Genomic DNA, 19,986 nt, shown 5'->3' with positions numbered 1-19,986 from the left:
CGCATACGGTCAACGGATCGCCAAATCCGATCGCCCTGTTGGGCGACGGCCGGACTATAAGCCCCTCACCCAAACCCGCGCAAGCCTTGCGCTCGGCGCTTCCCGGCATCATCTTTATTTTGTGAAATAAGGAGTCGACCAAGTTTTTTTCGCATGGCTGTCTGAGCCCTATTTTTCTTTGGTAGTGGCCTTGTGATATTATTTGGTTGGCGGGTCGTTGCTGGCTTTTAAGTCTGAACCTAAACCCATCATCTGCATGGACAACGCGCCGTTTCGAATGAAATAGGCTGCGATAGGGAGTATTCAATGCGTTTTGCTGTATGGGTTTTGCTGGGCATAGCACTGTCACTTACCGGCTGTAACACCACTCCTTACGATAGAGCGACGGTTTACTACGACCGCGCGCAGTACCCTTCCGATCTGGTCAAAAGCTTTCCGGATATCAGCGACCCGATTATTCAGCATGGCCGTTGCTCGCTGATCATCACTACGCCCAACTCGAATACAGGCACTTACTACTTCTGCACTTTTGCGCTGACGTCCAATGATTTGTTCGTGATGGGCTGGAACGGCAAAACCATGAAGTATGAAGAACTGGCGAACGTAAAATTGTCGGCCCTCAAAAAGATCTCTATCTGGTCCTTCTTCCGTGCCCGGCAATTGCAGTTGACGGAAGGCCAGCGGCTGCTGGGCCTGAGCGTAACGATTGATGATGGCGGGTACGACGATGCAGCTGGGACCGAGCGGTTGTTCGAAACCCTGAAAAGCAAAGGCATCACGGTGGTAAAGAGTGAAGGCCAGATTAGTCCGCCGCCTGCACCTGCGCCGATGTTTATTCCGATCATCATTCCAAAATAAACCGATGCAGCCGCCTCTACTGCGCAAACATTCAAGGACTGATATGAAACACCTCTTGCTCATATTGCTCACCGCTTTCATCCTCGGCGGCTGCGTCAGCCATCCCATGACCCCCGAAGACCGCGCGCAGATCAAGACCGTGAAAGTCCTGCCCGTGAAGTGGGAAAAGAACATGGTGTATTTCGGCCGCGAACAAGCCTGGGGCGCGGCGTTGGGCGCCGGGCTTGGCGCGGGTGTTGGCATGGCCAGTGGGGCGTCCAAGGTAGGCACCGCCGCATTGAGCGGCGCCGGGTTTGCGGCGGGCATGAAGCTTGGGCAACTGGCCGAGATGCCGACACCGGTGGCAATCCTGACGGTGATGGATGCCGAAAAAATCGATTTAGGTGTATTGCTCAAGCAAGGCTTTATCGATGCGTTGGGCAAGACTTCTACCCTCAAGGTCGTAGGCGACGATGAGCCTGCCGATGCACAGATCCAGCTGACCGTGGCCGAGTGGGGCTTTCGCCTCACCCAGGGTTTCAGCAGCGTGATTTACCCCACCCTCAACGTGGTGGCGCAGATGGATCGCGGTGACAAGATGATCTGGCGCACCAGTGAGGCCATCACCCCGTTCAATGGCCAGAATGTCTATGGCTACACCCCGCTGACCTATCGCACCGACCCGGAAGCCGTGCGCCGGGCGCTGACTGGGATTACGCAGATTTCCGGGCAGTATCTGGTGAAGGAACTCAAGTGAGTCCGCGCAAAGGCTTGCTGCCATCGGGGGCAAACCCCTCCGCATTTGGGCCTTTGTAGGGTTGAAACAACTTGAGAACGGCTATTAACCCCGTAAAATGCCGCAGCCGTCGCGGTACGACAAATTCAGGGATGAATACAGATGCACGTGTTTGCCTCCCCGAAATTGCCGCAGCCTGCACGCTGCTGATTTCTCACTTTAGGAGCAACACGTGAAGACACTGTCCAAAATCCTGCTGTCGGGCTTCACCGCCGCAGCGCTGTTGACCGTGGCCGGTTGCGCCACCGAGAGCAACCGCGCGATGCCGGTTGAGCAAGTCGCCAGCGCCAACGTCGCTTATTCGGGCGTGCGTGTGCCGATTGCCGTGGGCAAGTTCGATAACCGCTCCAGCTACATGCGCGGCATCTTCTCTGATGGCGTTGACCGTCTCGGCGGCCAGGCCAAGACCATCCTGATCACTCACTTGCAGCAGACCAATCGCTTCAGCGTGCTGGACCGCGACAACATGGGCGAAATCTCCCAGGAAGCCAAGATCAAAGGCACCGTGCAGAAGCTCAAGGGCGCTGACTATGTGGTGACCGGCGACGTGACCGAGTTCGGTCGCAAAGAGACCGGCGACCGCCAGCTGTTCGGTATCCTTGGCCGTGGCAAGACCCAAGTGGCCTACGCCAAAGTCGCGCTGAATATCGTCAACATCAACACCTCCGAAGTGGTGTATTCCACCCAGGGCGCCGGTGAGTACGCGCTGTCCAACCGTGAAGTGATCGGCTTCGGCGGCACCGCCAGCTACGACTCCACCCTCAATGGCAAGGTCCTGGACCTGGCCATGCGCGAAGCCATCAACCGCCTTGTCGACGGTATCAACGCCGGCGCCTGGAACCCACGCAACTGATCAGCAACACCCCAAGGAGCAGTACACGGATGAGCAAGGCAGTGAAGTTGGCGCTGATGCTGACAGCAATCGCGACGGTCGCGGGGTGCCACACGGCGCCCCAGCCTCTGTATCAATGGGAAAGCTACCAGCCGCAGGTTTACGAGTACTTCAAGGGTGAACCCAAGGAGGCGCAGGTTGAGGCGCTGGAGCGCGATCTGCAGAAGATCAACGCCAGTGGCCGCAAAGCGCCGCCGGGCTACCACGCGCACCTGGGCATGCTGTATATGAGCATGGGTAAGGATGACCAGATGGTGCAGGAGTTTCGTACCGAGAAGGCCCTGTTCCCCGAGTCCGCTTCGTACATGGACTTCCTGCTGAAAAACGCCAAGACTGGAGTCGCCGCTAAATGAGCCTGTTAAAACTCACTGGCGCCTTGCTGGCCCTGGCCTTGCTCGGCGGTTGCGCAGCGCCCAAGACCGTTGATTACACGGCGTACAAGCAGGCGCGACCAAAGTCGATCCTGGTGCTGCCGCCGATCAATGAGTCGCCGGAAGTGCAGGCGTCCTACAGCCTGGTTTCCCAGGTGACGTACCCATTGGCTGAAGCCGGCTACTACGTGCTGCCGATTGCCCTGGTGGATGAAACCTTCCGCCAGAACGGTCTGACCACCGCCAACGACATCCAGGGCGTGCCGCCGACCAAGCTGCACGACATCTTTGGTGCGGATGCGGCGCTGTATATCACCGTCAGCGAGTACGGCACCAAGTACATGCTGATCTCCAGCGACACCTCCGTGACGGCCTCCGCCAAACTGGTCGACCTGCGCACCGGCACTACCTTGTGGACCGGTACCGCTAGAGCGTCCAGCGAGGAAGGCAACAACAACGGTGGCGGCCTGGTGGGCATGTTGATCACGGCGGCGGTCAAGCAGGTAGTCAACAGCTCTACCGATGCGGCGCATCCGATTGCCGGTATTACCAGTGCGCGGTTGCTGTCGGCAGGGCAACGCACGGGGATTTTGTACGGCCCGCGTAACCCGAAATACGGTACGGACTGACGCTCAATAGTGGGAGGGGCTCGCTCCCTCCCACACTGCTTTCGGGTGCCAGGTAAATGGGGTTTAACCCGAACCTTACGCACCTTGCGTCTGACCTTGTGAACGGATCATTCACTCACGAGGTTCAGCCCATGTCCCATCCTCTGCTCTTGTTGCGTCCTACCGCCCAAGGCTTTGCCGTTACCGTGCTGGTGGCGCTGGCCGGGTGTGGGGGGCCGTCGTCCACGCAAGTGGCCACGCCGGATGAATCGGCGCCCATTTCCGAGTTGCAAAGCGTGGCGCCCCAAGGGGCTTTGGCGAAAGCCGCGATAACGCCCGCACCGATGACTGCGCGCTTGCAGATGCCGGAATCAGCGGCGGTGGATTATCGCAGCGAACCCCGCGAGCACTACGAAAACCTGCCGCAGAACCCGGTGCATCGCGTCGCCGAAACCCCGGTCTCCACCTTCAGTGTGGATGTCGATACCGGCAGCTACGCCAACGTACGACGCTTCCTCAACCAAGGCCGCCTGCCGCCCGAAGGCGCCGTGCGATTGGAGGAAATGCTCAATTACTTCCCTTACAGCTACGCACTGCCCACCGACGGCTCGCCCTTTGGTGTGACCACCGAAGTCGCCGCCACGCCGTGGAACCCGCATACCCAGCTGCTGCGCATTGGCATCAAGGCTTCCGATAAAGCCGTGGCGGAACTGGCGCCCGCCAACCTGGTGTTCCTGGTGGATGTGTCCGGCTCCATGGACCGCCGCGAAGGCTTGCCACTGGTGAAAAGCACGCTGAAATTGCTGGTGGATCAGTTGCGCGAGCAAGACCGCGTATCGCTGGTGGTCTACGCCGGTGAATCCCGCGTGGTGCTCCAGCCGACGTCGGGCCGTGACAAGGTGAAGATCCGCAACGCCATCGATCAGCTCACCGCCGGCGGCTCCACGGCCGGTGCTTCCGGTATTGAAATGGCCTACCAGATGGCTCGCGAAGGTTTTATCCACAAGGGCATCAACCGCATCCTGCTGGCCACCGACGGCGACTTCAACGTGGGCGTCAGCGACTTCGACAGCCTCAAGCAGATGGCGGTCGAGCAGCGCAAAAGCGGCGTATCCCTCACCACCCTCGGCTTCGGTGTAGACAACTACAACGAACACCTGATGGAGCAACTGGCCGACGCGGGCGACGGTAACTACGCCTACATCGACAACCTGCGCGAGGCGCGCAAAGTGTTGGTCGAACAACTCAGTTCGACCCTGGCCGTGGTAGCACGGGATGTGAAATTGCAGGTGGAATTCAACCCCGCCCAGGTCAGTGAATACCGCCTGCTGGGCTATGAAAACCGCACCCTCAACCGTGAGGATTTCAACAACGACAAGGTCGATGCCGGTGAAATTGGCGCAGGGCACACGGTGACCGCGCTGTACGAAATTGTCCCCAAGGGCGAGAAGGGCTGGCTGGAGCCGTTGCGATACGCCGCTGCGCCTGCGGCCGACGGTCAGTCCGCCGAGCTGGCGATGTTACGGGTGCGCTACAAGCCCGCTGCGGGCGGCAACAGCCAGTTGATCGAACGTCCTATCGCCAACCAGCCCACCCCGGCCAGCGACGACCTGCGCTTCTCGGCTGCCGTGGCTGCCTTCGCCCAACAGCTCAAGGGCGATGGCCGCTACACTGGCAGCATGAGTTTGCAGGACACCGCCAAACTGGCCCGCTCGGCTCGCGGCGATGACCCGTTCGGCCTGCGCAATGAGTTCGTGCAACTGGTGGAGTTGGCCCAGAACCTCAAACCCTGATCTCGACCCCGCCCAAATCTGAGAGGCATGCCCTAACCTGTAGTGAGCGGGCTTGCCCGCGCTGGGTGGCGAAGCCGCCCCAACGGAACGCCGTGGTGTTTCAGAAAAACCGAGGTGCCTGGGTTTGGGGCGGCTGCGCCACCCAGCGCGGGGCAAGCCCGCTCACTACCCCCCTCCCACCGTTAGATCAGCTTCGATTGACAGAAAGGAGTTCGCCCACCCCATGGCCGTTCCACACGACTCACCCAGCGACGAATCGCTGCTGGCCCGTTACCGCTCCGGTGATGCCGCCGCCTTTGAAGGGCTCTATGCGCGGCACCGTCAGGGCCTGTACCGGTTCCTCGTGTCCCTGAGCAACAAGGCTGAACTGGCCGAAGAAATCTATCAGGACACCTGGCTCAGCCTGATCCGCAGCACCACCCAACCCCAGGGCCGGGCAAGTTTTCGTACGTGGTTGTTTCAGATCGCCCGTAATCGCCTGATCGACCATTGGCGCAAGCATGGCATCCACAACCCTTTACACGACAGTTACGATGAACAGCTGCACGCCCAGGCCGACGACAGCGCCGGCCCCGAGCAGCAACTGAGCCTGAGCCGCGACCAGGCGCGCCTCGACGCCGCGTTGCAAGACCTGCCCGAAGACCAGCGCGAAGTCTTCCTGCTGCGCCTGCACGGCGACCTTGAAGTGCCGCAAATTGCCGCCCTCACCGGCGCCCCGCTGGAAACCGTAAAAAGCCGCCTGCGTTACGCCCAGCAGAAACTGCGCCGCCTGCTGGCCGAGGAGATACCTGTATGACCGACTCCCGACAGACCCCGGATTCCGACGACCTGCTGATCCAGCATGTGCGTCAACACAGCATTGGCGAGCCGCCTGCGTCGCTGGATGCCTTCATCCTTGCTACCGCGCGCCGCGAGGTGCCTGCACCCAAGCTCAGCCTGTGGCAGCGCTGGAGCCGTGCCTGCCGTCAGCCGCGTTGGCAAATGGCGTTCGCCACGGTTGCCGGCGTGGCATTGATGCTCGGCGTGGTGATGCGTACCACCGAGCTCGACCTCGATACACAGGGGCCACAGGGCCCGCAGGGACGCCTGGCGGCGCCGGCGGCGCTGTCTGCGCCTGCGCCCATGAGTGCGCCGCCCCAGGCCGAGTCTTACAGCGCCCCGCAGCGCAATGAGGCGTTACCCCAAGGCAAACTGGTCAAACGAACCGCGCCGCAGTCGCTGGAGCAGGGGCTGCTGGAAGTATTGCGCTTGCGTGCGGCAGGGGACGAAGCGGCTGCGACGGCAAAACTGGCCGAGTTGAAGCAACGCTTTCCCTCGCAAGATATCGAGGAGCAGCTAAAGGCATTGCAGTCTCGATGAGACCGTGGCGATGGCATCTTCCGCTGCCATCGCCAGCCTCTGGGCAACGGGTCATAAGCATATGAATTTATAATTAGTCGCGGCGCTTACAATTGCTGCTAGTTTAATCAGCGAAAGACGTCATTGTTCCTGCTGGCCAACAGAGCGGGTCATGTTTCATAGGATGAAAAGTTGCATGCGGACTTCAAGGGATTAAAGTCTTCTCAGCATTCGCTACATGGCCACTGGGAAATCGCTCTACCTGTTGAAAGTCCATTCAATTGGATTGATAAACGGTGCCTTACATGACGGCTACGCTAAATGACTCGCTGGCAAACACGGTGGTCTCTGAGATTCAACAACCCCTGGATATTTTCGAGCGTAAAGAATCCAACGTACGCTCTTATTGCCGGGACTTTACCGACACTTTCCATACCGCTGAAGGCTCGACCCTGACCAGTGAACAGGGTCAGGTATTCATCGATTTTTTCAGTGGAGCCGGTGCCCTGAACTACGGGCATAACAACAAGGTGTTAAAGGCTGCGCTGCTGGAGTACATCGCCGACAATGGCATCACCCATGGCCTGGACTTCAAGACCACGGCCAAAAAGGCCTTCCTGACCGCGTTCGAGGAGCACATCCTGGCGCCGCGCAACGTGCGTTACAAGGTGCAGTTTCCTGGGCCAACCGGCACCAACGCGGTGGAGGCGGCCATCAAGCTGGCGCGCAAGTACACCGGGCGCCAGAACGTCGTGGCGTTCACCAACGCGTTCCATGGCATGTCCCTGGGCAGCCTCGCCTTGACCAGTAACCCACGCAAGCGTGCCGGGGCCGGGGTCACCCTGAGCAACGTGACGTTCATGCCGTACGACCAGTATTTCGGCGACAGCGTGGACACTTCGCACTACCTGGCCAACATGTTGCGCAGCGGCAGTGGCATCGACAAGCCGGCGGCGATCGTGCTGGAAACCGTGCAGGGCGAGGGCGGAGTGAACAGTGCCTCGGCCGCATGGGTGCAGGCTGTACAGCGCATCGCACAGGCCCACGACATCCTGCTGATCATCGATGACATCCAGGCCGGTTGCGGCCGTACCGGTGACTTTTTCAGCTTTGAAGCCCTGGGGGTCACGCCGGATATCGTGACCTTGTCGAAATCCATCAGTGGCTACGGCTTGCCCATGGCCCTGGTGTTGCTCGCGCCGCATCTGGACGTTTGGGAGCCGGGCGAGCACAACGGTACGTTCCGGGGCAACAACCTGGCCTTCGTCACGGGCAAGGCGGTGATCGAGCACTACTGGCGTGACACCGGTTTTACCCAAGCGTTGAAAGCCAAGGCCGACTTCCTGCAAGCGTCGCTGGCGGCGCTTTCCCAACACTTCGCCGCCAAGGCGCCCAACCGTCTCAAGGGGCGTGGTTTCTTCAGGGGGCTCGAGTTTGAAGACAAGAGCCTGGCGCAACGAATCGCGGCCAAGGCCTACCTGCGAGGTTTGATCATTGAAACGTCGGGCATTGACGATCAGGTGCTCAAATTCCTCCCGGCGCTGACCATCACCCCGGCGCAGATTACCCAGGGCCTGCAGATACTGGAGCAAGCTTTCGCCGAGGTAACCGCGCCATGAGCCAAGCGATTGTTACCCGACATGCGTCCCTGGATGACGCGCAGGCCATCGCGCCGCTGCTGGACAAATACCGTGAGTTCTATGGTGAGGCCCCCGACTTGTCGCGGTCACTGGCCTTTATCCAGCAACGGTTCTTTTTGGGCGAGTCGATCATTATCGTGGCCGAGATAAATAACGAAGTGATCGGTTTTACCCAACTCTTCCCGAGTTTTTCCAGTGTCACGCTGGAGCGTCTCTGGATATTGAATGACTTATATGTAGAAGCTTCCAAGCGCAGTGCGGGAGTTGGGTTGGCCTTGTTGACGGCGGCGCGCAACTTTGCGCTGAGCACTCATGCCAAACAGTTGTTTATTGAAGGCGCCGAAGATAATCCACGGGCCAGAAACTTATATACGCGCTTTGGTTTTATCGAGAACACGGCCTACCACTATTACCATCTTCCACTCGCCCGCGCCCAAGGATAGGAGCTTTCCATGTCAGAGACTATTTACGATATCGTCGGGATCGGCTTCGGCCCCTCCAACCTGGCGCTGGCCATCGCGCTCGAAGAAGCCACCTCACCCTTGACCTACCGCTTCCTGGACGCCAAACAGGCTCCGGACTGGCAGGATGAGATGTTGCTCAGCGGCTCGGATATCCAGAACAACCCTCTGCGGGATCTGGTGACACCCCGCAACCCACGCAGCCGCTATGGCTTCGTCAATTACCTGAAAGAAACCGGCCGCCTGTTCGACTACCTCAACTTGCCGCTGACCTATCCGCTGCGGCGCGAGTACGCCGAATACATCAAGTGGGTGGCCGGGCATTTTCTGGGTAGTGTCGAATCATCGGCGTTCGCCCGGCGCGTCGAGCCGCTGAACGTCAAAGGCGAGCCCGTATGGAAGGTCACCTACAATGATCAGCGGGTCATCTACGGGCGCAGCCTGGTGCTGGGCACTGGGCGCACGGCGAACATTCCGGCGGTGTTCGATGGCCTGCCTGGCCCGCAGGTGTTCCACCTTAACCATTACCTGGAGCGTATTCATGCTTTGCCGCCGACTGCGCAACGCATCGGCGTGGTGGGCTCCAGCCAGAGCGCGGTGGAAATTGTGCTCGACCTGACCGCCAGGTTTCCGGACAAGGATATCTATTCGTTGCACCGCAGCTTCAGTTTCCGCCTCAAGGACACCAGCCCGTTCAGCGACAAGGTGTATTTTCCGGAGTTCATCGATTACTACTTCAACCTGCCACCCGAGGCCAAGGCACGGGTGGACAAGCAGCTGCGCGGGACGAACTACAGCTCGGCCGATGAGGATGTGATCAATGCGCTGTATGTGCGCATCCATGAAGAAAAACTGCAGGGCAAACAGCGCATCCACATTCTCAACAATGTTGCCATCGAGCAGGCGTCCATAAGCGCCTCCGGGCAGGTAGAACTGGCGCTCAAGGAGGTCAACCAGCTCACGCACTCGACCCTGGCACTGGACGCCGTGGTGCTCGCCACCGGCTTCAAGGACATCGCCGCCAAGGAAAACGGCGAGCTCTACCCACCGCTGCTGGCGCCTTATCACCGACGGTTTCGCACCGACACCCAGGGTGCGCTGGTGGTCAACCGCGATTACAGCCTGACCGCACTGGACGACTTGCCCGCCGTGTATCTCAACGGGCTGTGCGAAAGCTCCCACGGCCTGGGGGATGCCGGCTCGTTCAGCCTGATCTCCCTGCGGGTCGAGCACATCCTGGCGGCCCTGGAGGAGAAGCTGGCGTTGACCGAGGCACCGGCACAAGCGCTGGCTTGATCCAACCCGGCAGCAGCCGTTGCCGGCTGCTGCTTCTTACAAGGAGTTCTCATGTTTACAGCGGCATTGATCTACATCCTGGCGGTGATCAGCCCCGGCCCCAACTTCATCATCGTCAGCCGGTTTTCGTCGCTGGGGTCCGTCTCCACCGGCATCGGCGCAACCTTGGGCATCTGTACCGTAGGCGTGTTCTTCTCGACCGTTTCCCTGCTTGGCCTGGCGGCGTTGCTGCATCAGTATCCGGCGTTTTCCAAAGTGGCCACGCTGTGCGGTTCGGCGTACCTGCTGTACATCGCCTACAGCATCATCAAAAGTGTGCTGGCGAAAAACACCGGCACCGCCGACAGCCCGGCGCCGGGGGTGACCCGTTTTGCCAAGGCTTATCGGGTGGGCGTCATCACCAACATCAGCAATATGAAAACCATCGCCTTCATGATCAGTATCTATGCAGGCTTTCTCTCTTCACCGCGTTCGGACCTGGATAAAGTCCTGGTCGTCATGCTGTGTTCGAGCCTGGAAATCATCTGGTACTCACTGGTGGCGCTGCTGTTCGGCCAAGGCCCGATCAAGGCACTGTTCCTCAAGTACACGCGGCAGATCGACGTCGGGCTGGCGGTCTTCCTTGTCGCGTTCTCACTGAACAACGCCATCCCTGTACTGATTGCCAGTCGATGAGGCTTTGTCATGCAGTGGAACGAAGTACTCAGGGACGTGGGGGCGCACTTCCAGGATTTTCGATGGGCGTGCTGAGCACCCACAAAAAAGCCCCAGGTCTTTCGACCTGGGGCTTTTTCATGCATATCTGGTGCCCCGGCGTCGTTTGAACTGGAGGCTTTTGGTGCCGGTTTATAAGGGGCTGGCCGGTAGTGTTTCGGTTAGGCATACACGTGGGCATACACGGTGCAGCGTACTGTTTCCTTTCATTTTCGTTGAGGGCATTCGATTTAGCCACGATGATGAAGGACCGCGGGCGCACCCTGGTAATTCCCCGCACTACGTATCCAACGCTGTTCGTCCCAAAAGAAATGGGCTGTGAAGATCGCTTCACCGGCGCTCGCAGGCTTAAGTGTGCGAACCTCAACGACCCTCGACCCACTTCCCGTAAGCGCTCGCCCCCATCTTCTCAAGATCTGGAAAAACGCCTGTCTCGACAGATTGGAAAAAGGCGAGGCAATGACTCCAATCAGAGTTGCTGGGCTCCTCCACTACCCAGCAGTCATAACCCAATGACTTCCAGTCAAGGGACGGGTCCGAGTTGGATGCCCGCAGGAGTTCCTCAGCAATGTATTCTGACCACGCTATTGCCTCCCCCAACGTGGGGGCCGTGACGTAAACGCCGGTGGACGACTCGCAGTCTTCAATGATGCCTTTTTGAAACAACTCCCAGCGTTCGGGCTCGTGGTAAGTGAAGCCTATGAGGAACTTATTCATGTTGAATCCTTGTGGTTCTATCGCCACGAGCATCGCTACCGTGCTTTCGCGGACCTTAGTAATTGTGTGAACCTGGAAATCGCAAGATGTATGTCATCTTGGGTATCTCCGTCCCACTCCTCAACCGTTTCCAACTCGGCTCGTAACCTAGCAATACGCTGTTCGATGTCTGCAATTTCAGAGGCTCCGCATTGCTTAGCGATTGCTTGCCAATCTTCATCAGAGATTTTTTCCTGAACAGATAAGCCCGACTTGGCATTTTCTATCAGCGTCTGAAGGTTACTCATGTGTGGTCTCGGGCAGGTTGTAAAAAAGTCCTGGGGACCCTGAGGATATCTTGAGGACACGGGGCATGAAACCCACGGGATCGAGTTAGTGGGAGGCATTGAAAGTTACTGAAATTTCAATAGTTGAAATTGAAAAGATCTTGAAGAAAAAGGACCATCGTTACAGCTTCGGTAAAGGTGGCTGTATCTGTTGCTGATAGTGAATACCTGCATGGCGTCAACCATGGTGATGAGTGTCAGGTCTGCAAGCGTGGTGTCTGATAGGGGCGGCGTTTGATTTCAGTGCGCCTCACTTCCTGTATGCCTCCAGTTATAGGAATTTGAAAGCAAACACGTGGGCACACAGGCGGGAAGTTACAGTGATAGACAGGGACGTATAGCCAGAAACAAAAAAGCCCGCACGGGGCGGGCTTATTGGGATGTTTCGTAGACTGTCTGAGACAGTCCGAGACTGCTATATGGTGCACCCGGCGGGATTCGAACCCACGACCCCTGCCTTCGGAGGGCAGTACTCTATCCAGCTGAGCTACGGATGCTTGTGCGGGCGACATCATACCCATGTCGGCCAGATGCGTCCATGCCGGTGTTTTCACTGGCGATCGTAGGCAGTGTCAGGGCCAAAAGCGGCTATTTGCCATTATCTTTCACAACTCCTCCTACCGTACGTCCCTTTGTTTGCTTTGCTCTTGTGGCTCCAGCACCGCTGTGGCGCCGCAATTCCCTCCCCCTGGCCAGGTGAACGCATGCATTCCAAAGGAACCGTGATGCTCGATCTCCCGCTGAGACTGACCTTGCTCGCCCGCTCCGATTTATTCCGAGGGCTGCCGGAGCCGCTCTTGTGCTACGTCGCCACCCATATGGTGGAGCGCACGCTGGTTGATCGTGAGCTGCTTTATTTCAAGGATGACGCTCTCGAATTTATTGCGTTGGTGGTGGAGGGCCGGATCTATTCGGTGGTACACGGGCCGGATGGCCGCGAGCAGATCATCGGCAGCATGGGCGCCGGGCAGGTCGTGGGCGAGACGGCGTTGATCAATGACCATGGTCGTGAGTCTTCGACCTTTGCCGGCGGCCCGACGCGCTTGCTGCAACTGGGGCGTCGACATTTTGCTCCGCTGTTTGAGGAACCGGTGTTTCTGCGGCGCCTGTTGATGCTGATGATGGTGCGCCTGCTGCATGCCATCGAACTGCTCGAATTGGTCTGCCTGCATCGGCTGGAGTCGCGGCTGGCGCGGTTTCTTTTGGCCAATATGGACGAGATCGACCTGGCCCTCGCCATGCCCAGCGTGTCATTGCCCGCCAACCAAGGGGTGTTGGCGGCCATGCTCAATACCAGTCGCCCCAAGCTCAATGTGCAACTGCAGTTGTGGCGCCGCAGTGGCCTGATCAGCGGCAGCCTGGAGCGGATGGTGATCAACGACCTGGAGCATTTGCGGCGCAAGGCATCTGCCTTGAATTAGCCTTCGCGGTGTTCCCCAGGTAACAGCGCACGCTTGGTTGTGCCTCGCACACTGGCCCTTCATCAAGGATGCACAGGAGTGCTTGCGATGGGGATGACTGTTCCGTTCAAGGATCAATGGGTGGCGGATGACCGCTTGTTTGAAGCGAGTTGGCGCGCCGTCCAGGGCGAGTTGAAGCGGCGTGCGCTGCGGCGTGCCAAGGGTAACCGGGATCAGGGCCAGGAGTGGTTGTCGGCAACGGCGATCAAGGCCCTGCTTTTTTTTCGGCGCTCGCCCGAGCGTATTCGCGACCCTCAGGGGTTTCTGTTTCTCGTGCTCGACCATGTGTTTCTCGACAGCCTGCGGCGTGGCAAGCGTGAGGGGCAACTGTTCGATGACTCGGTCGATCTTGAGCACGATCACCTGGCCGCGCTCGCCGCCCCCTGCGCCTCAGTGCTGGAGTGGGTGGAGCGTTATGAGCGCCTGGAGCAAGTGACGGCGCATGTGGCGCGCTTGCCTGTCGCACAGCAGCGGTTGTTCGAGATGCGCTTTGTCGATGACCTGCCTTATCCCCAGATCGCCGCTGAACTGCAGGTCAAGCTGCCGTTGGTGCGCAAGCGGGTGCAATTGCTGCGCAGCGCTTTGCGCTGAATACCGTTCACAGACATCGGCGTGAGGCGTTCTAGTTTAGGAGCGCGTCACGCCACCCCCACCCCGATCGGGTGAATTCCATCAAGGAGAGATGTATGACAGAGGTCAACAGCCAGATCACCGACGCGGTGACCCAAACCAACGTCAAGGTGGTCGCGGAGGCGCCGGCGCAGGCCATTGCGTCGTTGTATCAGGTGGCTAGCAGTGCGGCGGGCTTGTCGTTGCAGAACGCCGTCAACAGCCAGCAGGCGATGAACCAGATTTCCAACGCGGTGATCTCCAAGGCCGTTGCGTTGATCATGCAGATTGGCGAGAAGGGTTAAACCCTGGGGAGACTTGCCATGTCATGGTTCAGCAGAAAAAAGCCCAGCCCCGCGCCTGAAACATCCGCCGCGCAACCCCCGGCGGCCGCCCCGGCAGCGTCACCCACGCGCTCGATCATGGCGCGCATGAACGAGCATTTGCTCAACCAGGCGAGCACGCCCTCATCTGACAGCACCGCCGCGCTCAACAGCCAGATCGTCCAGGCGGTGCAGTTCACCAATGCGCAGAATTTCGCCTACGCCCCGGCGCAGATCGCCGTGCCGGCCGACATGATGATCAGCCAGGCGGCGGGGTTGGTCGCGCAATCGGCGGCGGGCTATTTCGATGGGGTCAGCAAGATCGCCTTGGCGGCCCAGGCTGTGCTGTTGCAGCAAATGACCGAGAACATCGTCAAGGACAACCTGCCGGCCGCCGCCGAGGATGCCTTGGGCGCATTGGCCACCGACCTGCTGGTGGGCGCGGCCGCCGCCGTGGCTGCCGCAGCCGGTGCGATGGAGGCCGAGGCTGCCAGCGTGGCCATCGACAAGATCGACCAGAGCATCGCCAAGTACGCCGACACCTTGGCCAACCGGGCAGCGCCAGCGGCCTGAACCGAGCACAGCGTTCCAGCGTTCTGCAGGAACGGTGCAACAGCAACTTTTCTTGAGTGAGGAGCGACATCATGGACGTTGGAGATCTTATCTTTTCGGTGAAGCAAGAAGACGACAGTACGACACGGGCCTTTATCAAGGCCGGTCAGCTGGTCAAAGCCAAAGTGTTCTCCCAGGACACGACGTATCTGAATGTGGTCCACCCGGCGATTGCGGTGAGCAAGACGATGGTGATCGAAAGCGTTGGCAGTGGCTTGGCCTTGACTGACGTGAGCCTGGAAAAACCACCTCGCACCGCCATGGTGTTTTCCTGCCGTGACACTGAGTTGGGGTTTGCGGCGGCGGTAGCGGCCAAACAGTTCTATTTCGACAAGCTCGGTGGCGAAATTGACGGTCGCTACAGCATGTGGAACGCGATGCTTTCGGCGTTCAAAGCTTGGGAGTCCGACACTTCGCTGCAGGATCGAATTAATGAGTCGGTAGCCATTGGCAGCAGTTCCTTTTGCTCACAATTCGCGGCCAACGCTTATGAGGTGGGCAACCTCTACAACGCGGCTAACCTGGTGCCGCCACCGCCTGCCATTTTCAATCGGCGGCCTTCGGCGATTACGCCCGCGGAACTCGCGACGTTCTGTGATTCGTCGCCGCGGTTCTACTTTGCGGGCTTCTGGGAAGACGGTCAGGAGGTGCGGCTTTAGCGGGCCTGCCGCCAGCCCTACATTGCCCAAGGAGACCGATATGGCCCACCCATCCATCCCTTCAGTGCTATCGAGCGATGACCGTCAACGGCTGGAAGCGATGCTGCGCAACCCGCAGATGTTCTCCGGAACACCCCAGGCCATCGTCGATGAAACCCTCAAGCGCGCCACCCAGGTGCTTGAGCAATCGAGAGTCAACGAACAGGCGATCCGCAAGGCCGCCGAGCAGAGTGAAGAGGCGGTACGCCAAGCGTTGAACAGCACGCCTGAGGACAGCGCCGGTCGGGCGCAGCTCAAGCGTGAAGTGAACGCCGAGATCCAGAAGTTGATTGCGCAGATCGAGGCCGCCCTGGCCAAGGCTGCCGGTTCCTGAAACCGCACACTTCACAGCGCCTGTTTCGCAACGTTCATTCATGAACACGGAATGCACCGTGTACTCAATAAGGAAGTTAATCATGGCATTTGTTAACGAACAAATTACCGACGCGGTCACCCAGACCAACGTCAAGGTAGTGGCCGAGTCGCCGGCGATGGCGATGAGCACCATTTATCAATCGATGGCGCAGGCCACGGCGATTCTGTTCCAGAACGCCGTGTCCGCGCAGCAGCAGCAAAACACCCTGGCTCAGGCCGCCACCAACCAGGGCGTGATGCAGATCTACAGCGTCGACACCACGGCGGGTGCGGCGGCTACCGAGAAAGTCGCCCAGGGCGGCGTGTCGGATAACCTCACCAGCCTGTTGACCGTGCTCAAGTCTTTCCAGTCTTAAGCACTGAGCGATAACGGATGTTGTTCTTTCTTAACAAAGGAGTTTCACCCATGAGTACTGTCAGCCCGCAAATCACCGATGCCGTTACCCAGACCAACGTCAAGGTCGTTGCCGAGGCACCGGCGATGTCTATGAGCACGATCTACCAATCGATGGGTCAGGCCACGGCAATCCTGTTCCAGAACTCGGTCTCGGCCCAGCAGCAGCAAAACACCCTGGCCCAGGCCGCCACCAACCAGGGCGTGATGCAGATCTACAGCGTCGACACCACCGCAGGCGCTGCCGCCACCGAGAAAGTCGCCCAGGGCGGCGTGGCCGACAACCTGACCAGCCTGTTGACCATCCTCAAATCGTTCCAGCCTTAATCCGCAACCGCTCCAGGCACCCTCGTCGCCCAACAGGCGCCGGGGGTGTTGTCGTTTGCACGCTTGATCCGAAAGGTGCGGCAAATGCGCGGTTTTCGTTCTTTTTTTCGAACAGACTATTGCCCTGCCCCCCCATTGATCCTAGGATTCGTTTGAGATTTCAAACGCTCTGTCTCCCGTGCGCTTTCTGATCATCGTGCGCGCTGGGGCTGATTTCCCTGACGGCAGCCCACAAGGCGCCTTTCAACAACTCTAATTCGCTCCGCGTGCGCGCGGTGCTGTTAAGGAAAGCCGACATGCAGCTCAAAGATACCCAGTTGTTCCGCCAGCAAGCCTTTATCGATGGCGCTTGGGTCGATGCGGACAACGGTCAAACCATCAAGGTCAACAACCCGGCCACGGGCGAGATCCTCGGCACCGTGCCGAAGATGGGCGCTGCGGAAACCCGCCGCGCCATCGAAGCCGCCGACAAGGCCCTGCCGGCCTGGCGTGCGCTGACGGCCAAGGAGCGCGCCAACAAGCTGCGCCGTTGGTTCGAGCTGCTGATCGAAAACCAGGACGACCTCGGCCGCCTGATGACCCTCGAACAAGGCAAGCCGCTGGCCGAAGCCAAGGGCGAAATCGCCTACGCCGCGTCCTTTATCGAGTGGTTCGCCGAAGAAGCCAAGCGCATCTACGGTGACGTGATTCCTGGCCACCAGCCCGACAAGCGCCTGATCGTGATCAAGCAGCCGATCGGCGTGACCGCTGCCATCACCCCTTGGAACTTCCCAGCCGCCATGATCACCCGTAAAGCCGGTCCGGCCCTGGCCGCCGGCTGCACCATGGTGATCAAGCCCGCTTCGCAAACCCCGTTCTCGGCCCTGGCCCTGGTTGAGCTGGCGCACCGTGCCGGTATCCCCAAAGGCGTGCTGAGCGTGGTGACCGGCAGCGCCGGCGATATCGGCGGCGAGCTGACCAGCAACCCGATCGTGCGTAAATTGTCCTTCACCGGCTCCACCGAAATCGGTCGCCAGTTGATGGCCGAATGCGCCAAAGACATCAAGAAAGTCTCCCTGGAGTTGGGCGGCAACGCACCGTTCATCGTGTTCGACGACGCCGACCTGGATAAGGCCGTCGAAGGCGCGATCATCTCCAAGTACCGCAACAACGGCCAGACCTGCGTCTGTGCCAACCGCCTGTACATCCAGGATTCGGTGTACGACGCGTTCGCGGAAAAACTAAAAGTAGCGGTGACCAAGCTCAAGATCGGCAACGGTCTCGAAGAGGGCACCACCACCGGTCCGCTGATTGACGAAAAAGCCGTGGCCAAGGTCCAAGAGCACATTGCCGATGCCCTCGGCAAAGGCGCCAAGCTGCTGGCCGGTGGCAAGGTGATGGAAGGCAACTTCTTCGAGCCGACCATCCTGGTCGATGTGCCGAAAGACGCCGCCGTCGCCAAGGAAGAGACCTTCGGCCCGCTGGCGCCGCTGTTCCGCTTCAAGGACGAAGCCGAAGTGATCGCCATGTCCAACGACACCGAGTTCGGCCTGGCCTCCTACTTCTATGCCCGCGACCTGGGCCGTGTGTTCCGTGTGGCCGAGGCCCTGGAATACGGCATGGTGGGCGTCAACACCGGGTTGATCTCCAACGAAGTGGCACCGTTCGGCGGCATCAAGGCTTCGGGCCTGGGCCGTGAAGGTTCCAAGTACGGGATCGAGGATTACCTGGAAATCAAATACCTCTGCCTGGGCATCTGACCGGCAGGAGCATGCGGTAAACGCAGAGGGCACGAGAGCGCTGACCCTTTGCGTGTTTCACCCCGTTATTCGTAGTGGCCGGGAAAGCTGTGGCAGTCGATCATCGCATGCTGCCGTAGTTGCCTCCCGCCACGTATGCCTTGGACCACGCCACCCGATGAGTGGCGAATGAGGACTTTATGAGCAAGACCAACGCATCCCTGATGAAACGCCGCGAAGCCGCTGTACCCCGCGGTGTCGGCCAGATTCACCCGATCTTCGCCGAATCCGCGAAAAACGCCAGCGTCACCGACGTTGAAGGTCGCGAGTTCATCGACTTCGCCGGCGGTATCGCCGTGCTGAACACCGGCCACGTGCACCCGAAAATCATCGCGGCCGTGACCGAGCAACTGAACAAGCTGACCCACACCTGCTTCCAGGTTCTGGCCTACGAGCCTTACGTGGAACTGTGCGAGAAAGTGAACGCCAAGGTGCCAGGTGATTTCGCCAAGAAAACCCTGCTGGTCACCACCGGTTCCGAAGCCGTCGAGAACGCCGTGAAAATCGCCCGTGCCGCCACCGGCCGTGCCGGCGTGATCGCGTTCACCGGCGCTTACCACGGCCGCACCATGATGACCCTGGGCCTGACCGGCAAAGTGGTGCCTTACTCGGCCGGCATGGGCCTGATGCCAGGCGGCATCTTCCGTGCGCTGTACCCCAATGAGCTGCACGGTGTGAGCATCGATGATTCGATCGCCAGCATCGAACGCATCTTCAAGAACGACGCTGAGCCCCGTGATATCGCGGCCATCATCATTGAGCCGGTGCAGGGCGAGGGCGGCTTCTATGTCGCGCCGAAAGCCTTCATGAAACGCCTGCGCGAACTGTGCGACAAGCACGGCATCCTGCTGATCGCCGATGAAGTGCAAACCGGTGCCGGGCGTACGGGCACTTTCTTCGCCATGGAGCAGATGGGCGTCGCTGCCGACCTGACCACCTTCGCCAAATCCATCGCCGGCGGCTTCCCGTTGGCCGGTGTGTGCGGCAAGGCCGAATACATGGACGCCATCGCTCCGGGTGGCCTGGGCGGCACCTATGCCGGTAGCCCGATCGCTTGCGCCGCGGCCCTGGCCGTGATGGATGTGTTCGAAGAAGAGCACCTGCTGGACCGCTGCAAGGCCGTGGGCGAGCGCCTGGTGACTGGCCTGAAGGTGATTCAAGCCAAGTACCCGGTGATTGGCGACGTGCGTGCCCTGGGCGCGATGATTGCGGTCGAGCTGTTCGAAGATGGCGACAGCCACAAGCCGAACGCCGCCGCTGTGGCTTCCGTAGTGGCCAAGGCGCGTGACAAGGGCTTGATCCTGCTGTCCTGCGGTACCTACGGCAACGTGTTGCGCGTACTGGTGCCGCTGACCTCGCCAGACGAGCAGTTGGACAAAGGCTTGGCAATCATCGAAGAGTGCTTCTCCGAGCTGTAAGCGGACGCTGAACTGTTTGACGGAAAAAACCCGCTTCGGCGGGTTTTTTTATGCCGGTTACCTAACAGACGCCCGAGTTGAAATGTGGGAGGGGGGCTTGCCCTAATATCAGTCAGTTAAGGATTAACGCGGTCACTGTGGGAGGGGGCTTGCTCCCGATGGCGGTGTGTCAGCCACGGTTTCTGAACCTGACACACCGCCAT

The 19,986-nt window shown here is 59.6% G+C and carries 24 protein-coding genes and 1 tRNA gene; 22 read left to right on the top strand and 3 right to left on the bottom strand.

Annotated features, from left to right (window positions below):
* Nucleotides 1–306 precede the first annotated feature (306 nt).
* The 12 genes from ACQRBV_RS08250 (at nt 307) to ACQRBV_RS08195 (ending at nt 10,707) form a co-directional block, all read left to right on the top strand.
* Nucleotides 307–858: a hypothetical protein gene (locus tag ACQRBV_RS08250; protein ID WP_090367617.1), complete on the top strand. Its 552-nt coding sequence runs from the start codon at nt 307–309 to the stop codon at nt 856–858.
* Between the two features lie 43 nt (nt 859–901).
* Complete coding sequence (locus ACQRBV_RS08245; protein WP_411985711.1) at nt 902–1,594, top strand: hypothetical protein; 693 nt, start codon at nt 902–904, stop codon at nt 1,592–1,594.
* Between the two features lie 211 nt (nt 1,595–1,805).
* Nucleotides 1,806–2,486: a CsgG/HfaB family protein gene (locus tag ACQRBV_RS08240; RefSeq protein ID WP_198762844.1), complete on the top strand. Its 681-nt coding sequence runs from the start codon at nt 1,806–1,808 to the stop codon at nt 2,484–2,486.
* A 29-nt stretch (nt 2,487–2,515) separates the two neighbouring features.
* On the top strand, nt 2,516–2,878 hold the full coding sequence (locus ACQRBV_RS08235) for a DUF4810 domain-containing protein (protein WP_198762843.1): 363 nt from the start codon (nt 2,516–2,518) through the stop codon (nt 2,876–2,878).
* Nucleotides 2,875–3,525: a DUF799 domain-containing protein gene (locus tag ACQRBV_RS08230; protein ID WP_411985710.1), complete on the top strand. Its 651-nt coding sequence runs from the start codon at nt 2,875–2,877 to the stop codon at nt 3,523–3,525. The genes ACQRBV_RS08235 and ACQRBV_RS08230 overlap by 4 nt, the downstream gene beginning before the upstream one ends.
* 131 nt (nt 3,526–3,656) lie before the next feature.
* Nucleotides 3,657–5,297 (top strand): vWA domain-containing protein, encoded by a 1,641-nt coding sequence (locus ACQRBV_RS08225; RefSeq protein WP_411985709.1) that lies wholly within the window; start codon nt 3,657–3,659, stop codon nt 5,295–5,297.
* Nucleotides 5,298–5,520: 223 nt separating this feature from the next.
* Nucleotides 5,521–6,093: an RNA polymerase sigma factor gene (locus tag ACQRBV_RS08220; protein WP_411985708.1), complete on the top strand. Its 573-nt coding sequence runs from the start codon at nt 5,521–5,523 to the stop codon at nt 6,091–6,093.
* Complete coding sequence (locus ACQRBV_RS08215; protein ID WP_411985707.1) at nt 6,090–6,656, top strand: hypothetical protein; 567 nt, start codon at nt 6,090–6,092, stop codon at nt 6,654–6,656. Before ACQRBV_RS08220 ends, ACQRBV_RS08215 begins: the two co-directional genes overlap by 4 nt.
* A 344-nt stretch (nt 6,657–7,000) precedes the next feature.
* Nucleotides 7,001–8,254, top strand: coding sequence for a diaminobutyrate--2-oxoglutarate transaminase (gene ectB, locus ACQRBV_RS08210; protein ID WP_411985735.1), 1,254 nt, complete (start codon nt 7,001–7,003; stop codon nt 8,252–8,254).
* A complete protein-coding gene (locus tag ACQRBV_RS08205) occupies nt 8,251–8,718 on the top strand; it encodes a GNAT family N-acetyltransferase (protein ID WP_104995163.1) in 468 nt (155 codons plus the stop codon). Before ectB ends, ACQRBV_RS08205 begins: the two co-directional genes overlap by 4 nt.
* Nucleotides 8,719–8,727: 9 nt before the next feature.
* The gene (locus ACQRBV_RS08200; protein WP_411985706.1) at nt 8,728–10,032 is read left to right on the top strand and encodes a SidA/IucD/PvdA family monooxygenase; all 1,305 of its coding nucleotides are present in this window, start codon (nt 8,728–8,730) and stop codon (nt 10,030–10,032) included.
* A gap of 51 nt (nt 10,033–10,083) precedes the next feature.
* Nucleotides 10,084–10,707, top strand: coding sequence for a LysE family translocator (locus ACQRBV_RS08195; RefSeq protein ID WP_411985705.1), 624 nt, complete (start codon nt 10,084–10,086; stop codon nt 10,705–10,707).
* Nucleotides 10,708–11,109: 402 nt separating this feature from the next.
* Here ACQRBV_RS08195 and ACQRBV_RS08190 read toward each other — a convergent pair whose 3' ends face one another.
* The 3 genes from ACQRBV_RS08190 to ACQRBV_RS08180 all read right to left on the bottom strand — a co-directional run bounded on the left by ACQRBV_RS08190 (nt 11,110) and on the right by ACQRBV_RS08180 (nt 12,286).
* Complete coding sequence (locus ACQRBV_RS08190; protein WP_411985704.1) at nt 11,110–11,463, bottom strand: hypothetical protein; 354 nt, start codon at nt 11,461–11,463, stop codon at nt 11,110–11,112.
* 35 nt (nt 11,464–11,498) lie between these two features.
* Nucleotides 11,499–11,750 (bottom strand): hypothetical protein, encoded by a 252-nt coding sequence (locus ACQRBV_RS08185; protein WP_411985703.1) that lies wholly within the window; start codon nt 11,748–11,750, stop codon nt 11,499–11,501.
* Between the two features lie 459 nt (nt 11,751–12,209).
* Nucleotides 12,210–12,286, bottom strand: a tRNA-Arg gene (locus tag ACQRBV_RS08180).
* Between the two features lie 207 nt (nt 12,287–12,493).
* Here ACQRBV_RS08180 and ACQRBV_RS08175 point away from each other — a divergent pair.
* From ACQRBV_RS08175 to gabT, 10 genes are all read left to right on the top strand, one after another.
* The gene (locus tag ACQRBV_RS08175; RefSeq protein ID WP_060755522.1) at nt 12,494–13,210 is read left to right on the top strand and encodes a Crp/Fnr family transcriptional regulator; all 717 of its coding nucleotides are present in this window, start codon (nt 12,494–12,496) and stop codon (nt 13,208–13,210) included.
* Between the two features lie 87 nt (nt 13,211–13,297).
* Entirely contained in the window at nt 13,298–13,840 is a 543-nt protein-coding gene (locus ACQRBV_RS08170; protein ID WP_060755523.1) for an RNA polymerase sigma factor, read from the top strand.
* 95 nt (nt 13,841–13,935) lie between these two features.
* Nucleotides 13,936–14,163: a RebB family R body protein gene (locus tag ACQRBV_RS08165; protein ID WP_003187543.1), complete on the top strand. Its 228-nt coding sequence runs from the start codon at nt 13,936–13,938 to the stop codon at nt 14,161–14,163.
* A gap of 18 nt (nt 14,164–14,181) precedes the next feature.
* Nucleotides 14,182–14,754, top strand: a complete 573-nt coding sequence (locus ACQRBV_RS08160) for a hypothetical protein (RefSeq protein ID WP_244701420.1) — start codon at nt 14,182–14,184, stop codon at nt 14,752–14,754.
* Between the two features lie 71 nt (nt 14,755–14,825).
* Nucleotides 14,826–15,452: a hypothetical protein gene (locus ACQRBV_RS08155; protein WP_060755525.1), complete on the top strand. Its 627-nt coding sequence runs from the start codon at nt 14,826–14,828 to the stop codon at nt 15,450–15,452.
* A gap of 40 nt (nt 15,453–15,492) precedes the next feature.
* Nucleotides 15,493–15,825, top strand: coding sequence for a hypothetical protein (locus ACQRBV_RS08150; protein ID WP_104995181.1), 333 nt, complete (start codon nt 15,493–15,495; stop codon nt 15,823–15,825).
* Between the two features lie 82 nt (nt 15,826–15,907).
* Complete coding sequence (locus ACQRBV_RS08145; protein ID WP_060755527.1) at nt 15,908–16,222, top strand: RebB family R body protein; 315 nt, start codon at nt 15,908–15,910, stop codon at nt 16,220–16,222.
* A gap of 50 nt (nt 16,223–16,272) precedes the next feature.
* Nucleotides 16,273–16,587 carry a RebB family R body protein gene (locus tag ACQRBV_RS08140; RefSeq protein ID WP_060755528.1) on the top strand — a complete coding sequence of 105 codons (315 nt, stop codon included), beginning with the start codon at nt 16,273–16,275 and terminating at the stop codon, nt 16,585–16,587.
* A gap of 296 nt (nt 16,588–16,883) precedes the next feature.
* Complete coding sequence (gene gabD / locus ACQRBV_RS08135; RefSeq protein ID WP_060755529.1) at nt 16,884–18,326, top strand: NADP-dependent succinate-semialdehyde dehydrogenase; 1,443 nt, start codon at nt 16,884–16,886, stop codon at nt 18,324–18,326.
* A 179-nt stretch (nt 18,327–18,505) separates the two neighbouring features.
* Nucleotides 18,506–19,783 (top strand): 4-aminobutyrate--2-oxoglutarate transaminase, encoded by a 1,278-nt coding sequence (gabT, locus tag ACQRBV_RS08130; protein WP_411985702.1) that lies wholly within the window; start codon nt 18,506–18,508, stop codon nt 19,781–19,783.
* Nucleotides 19,784–19,986 lie beyond the last annotated feature (203 nt).

Source organism: Pseudomonas sp. R11F (genome assembly GCF_050312575.1).
Classification (GTDB): Bacteria; Pseudomonadota; Gammaproteobacteria; order Pseudomonadales; family Pseudomonadaceae; genus Aquipseudomonas; species Aquipseudomonas palleroniana.
This window is presented reverse-complemented; position numbering and strand designations above follow the sequence as displayed.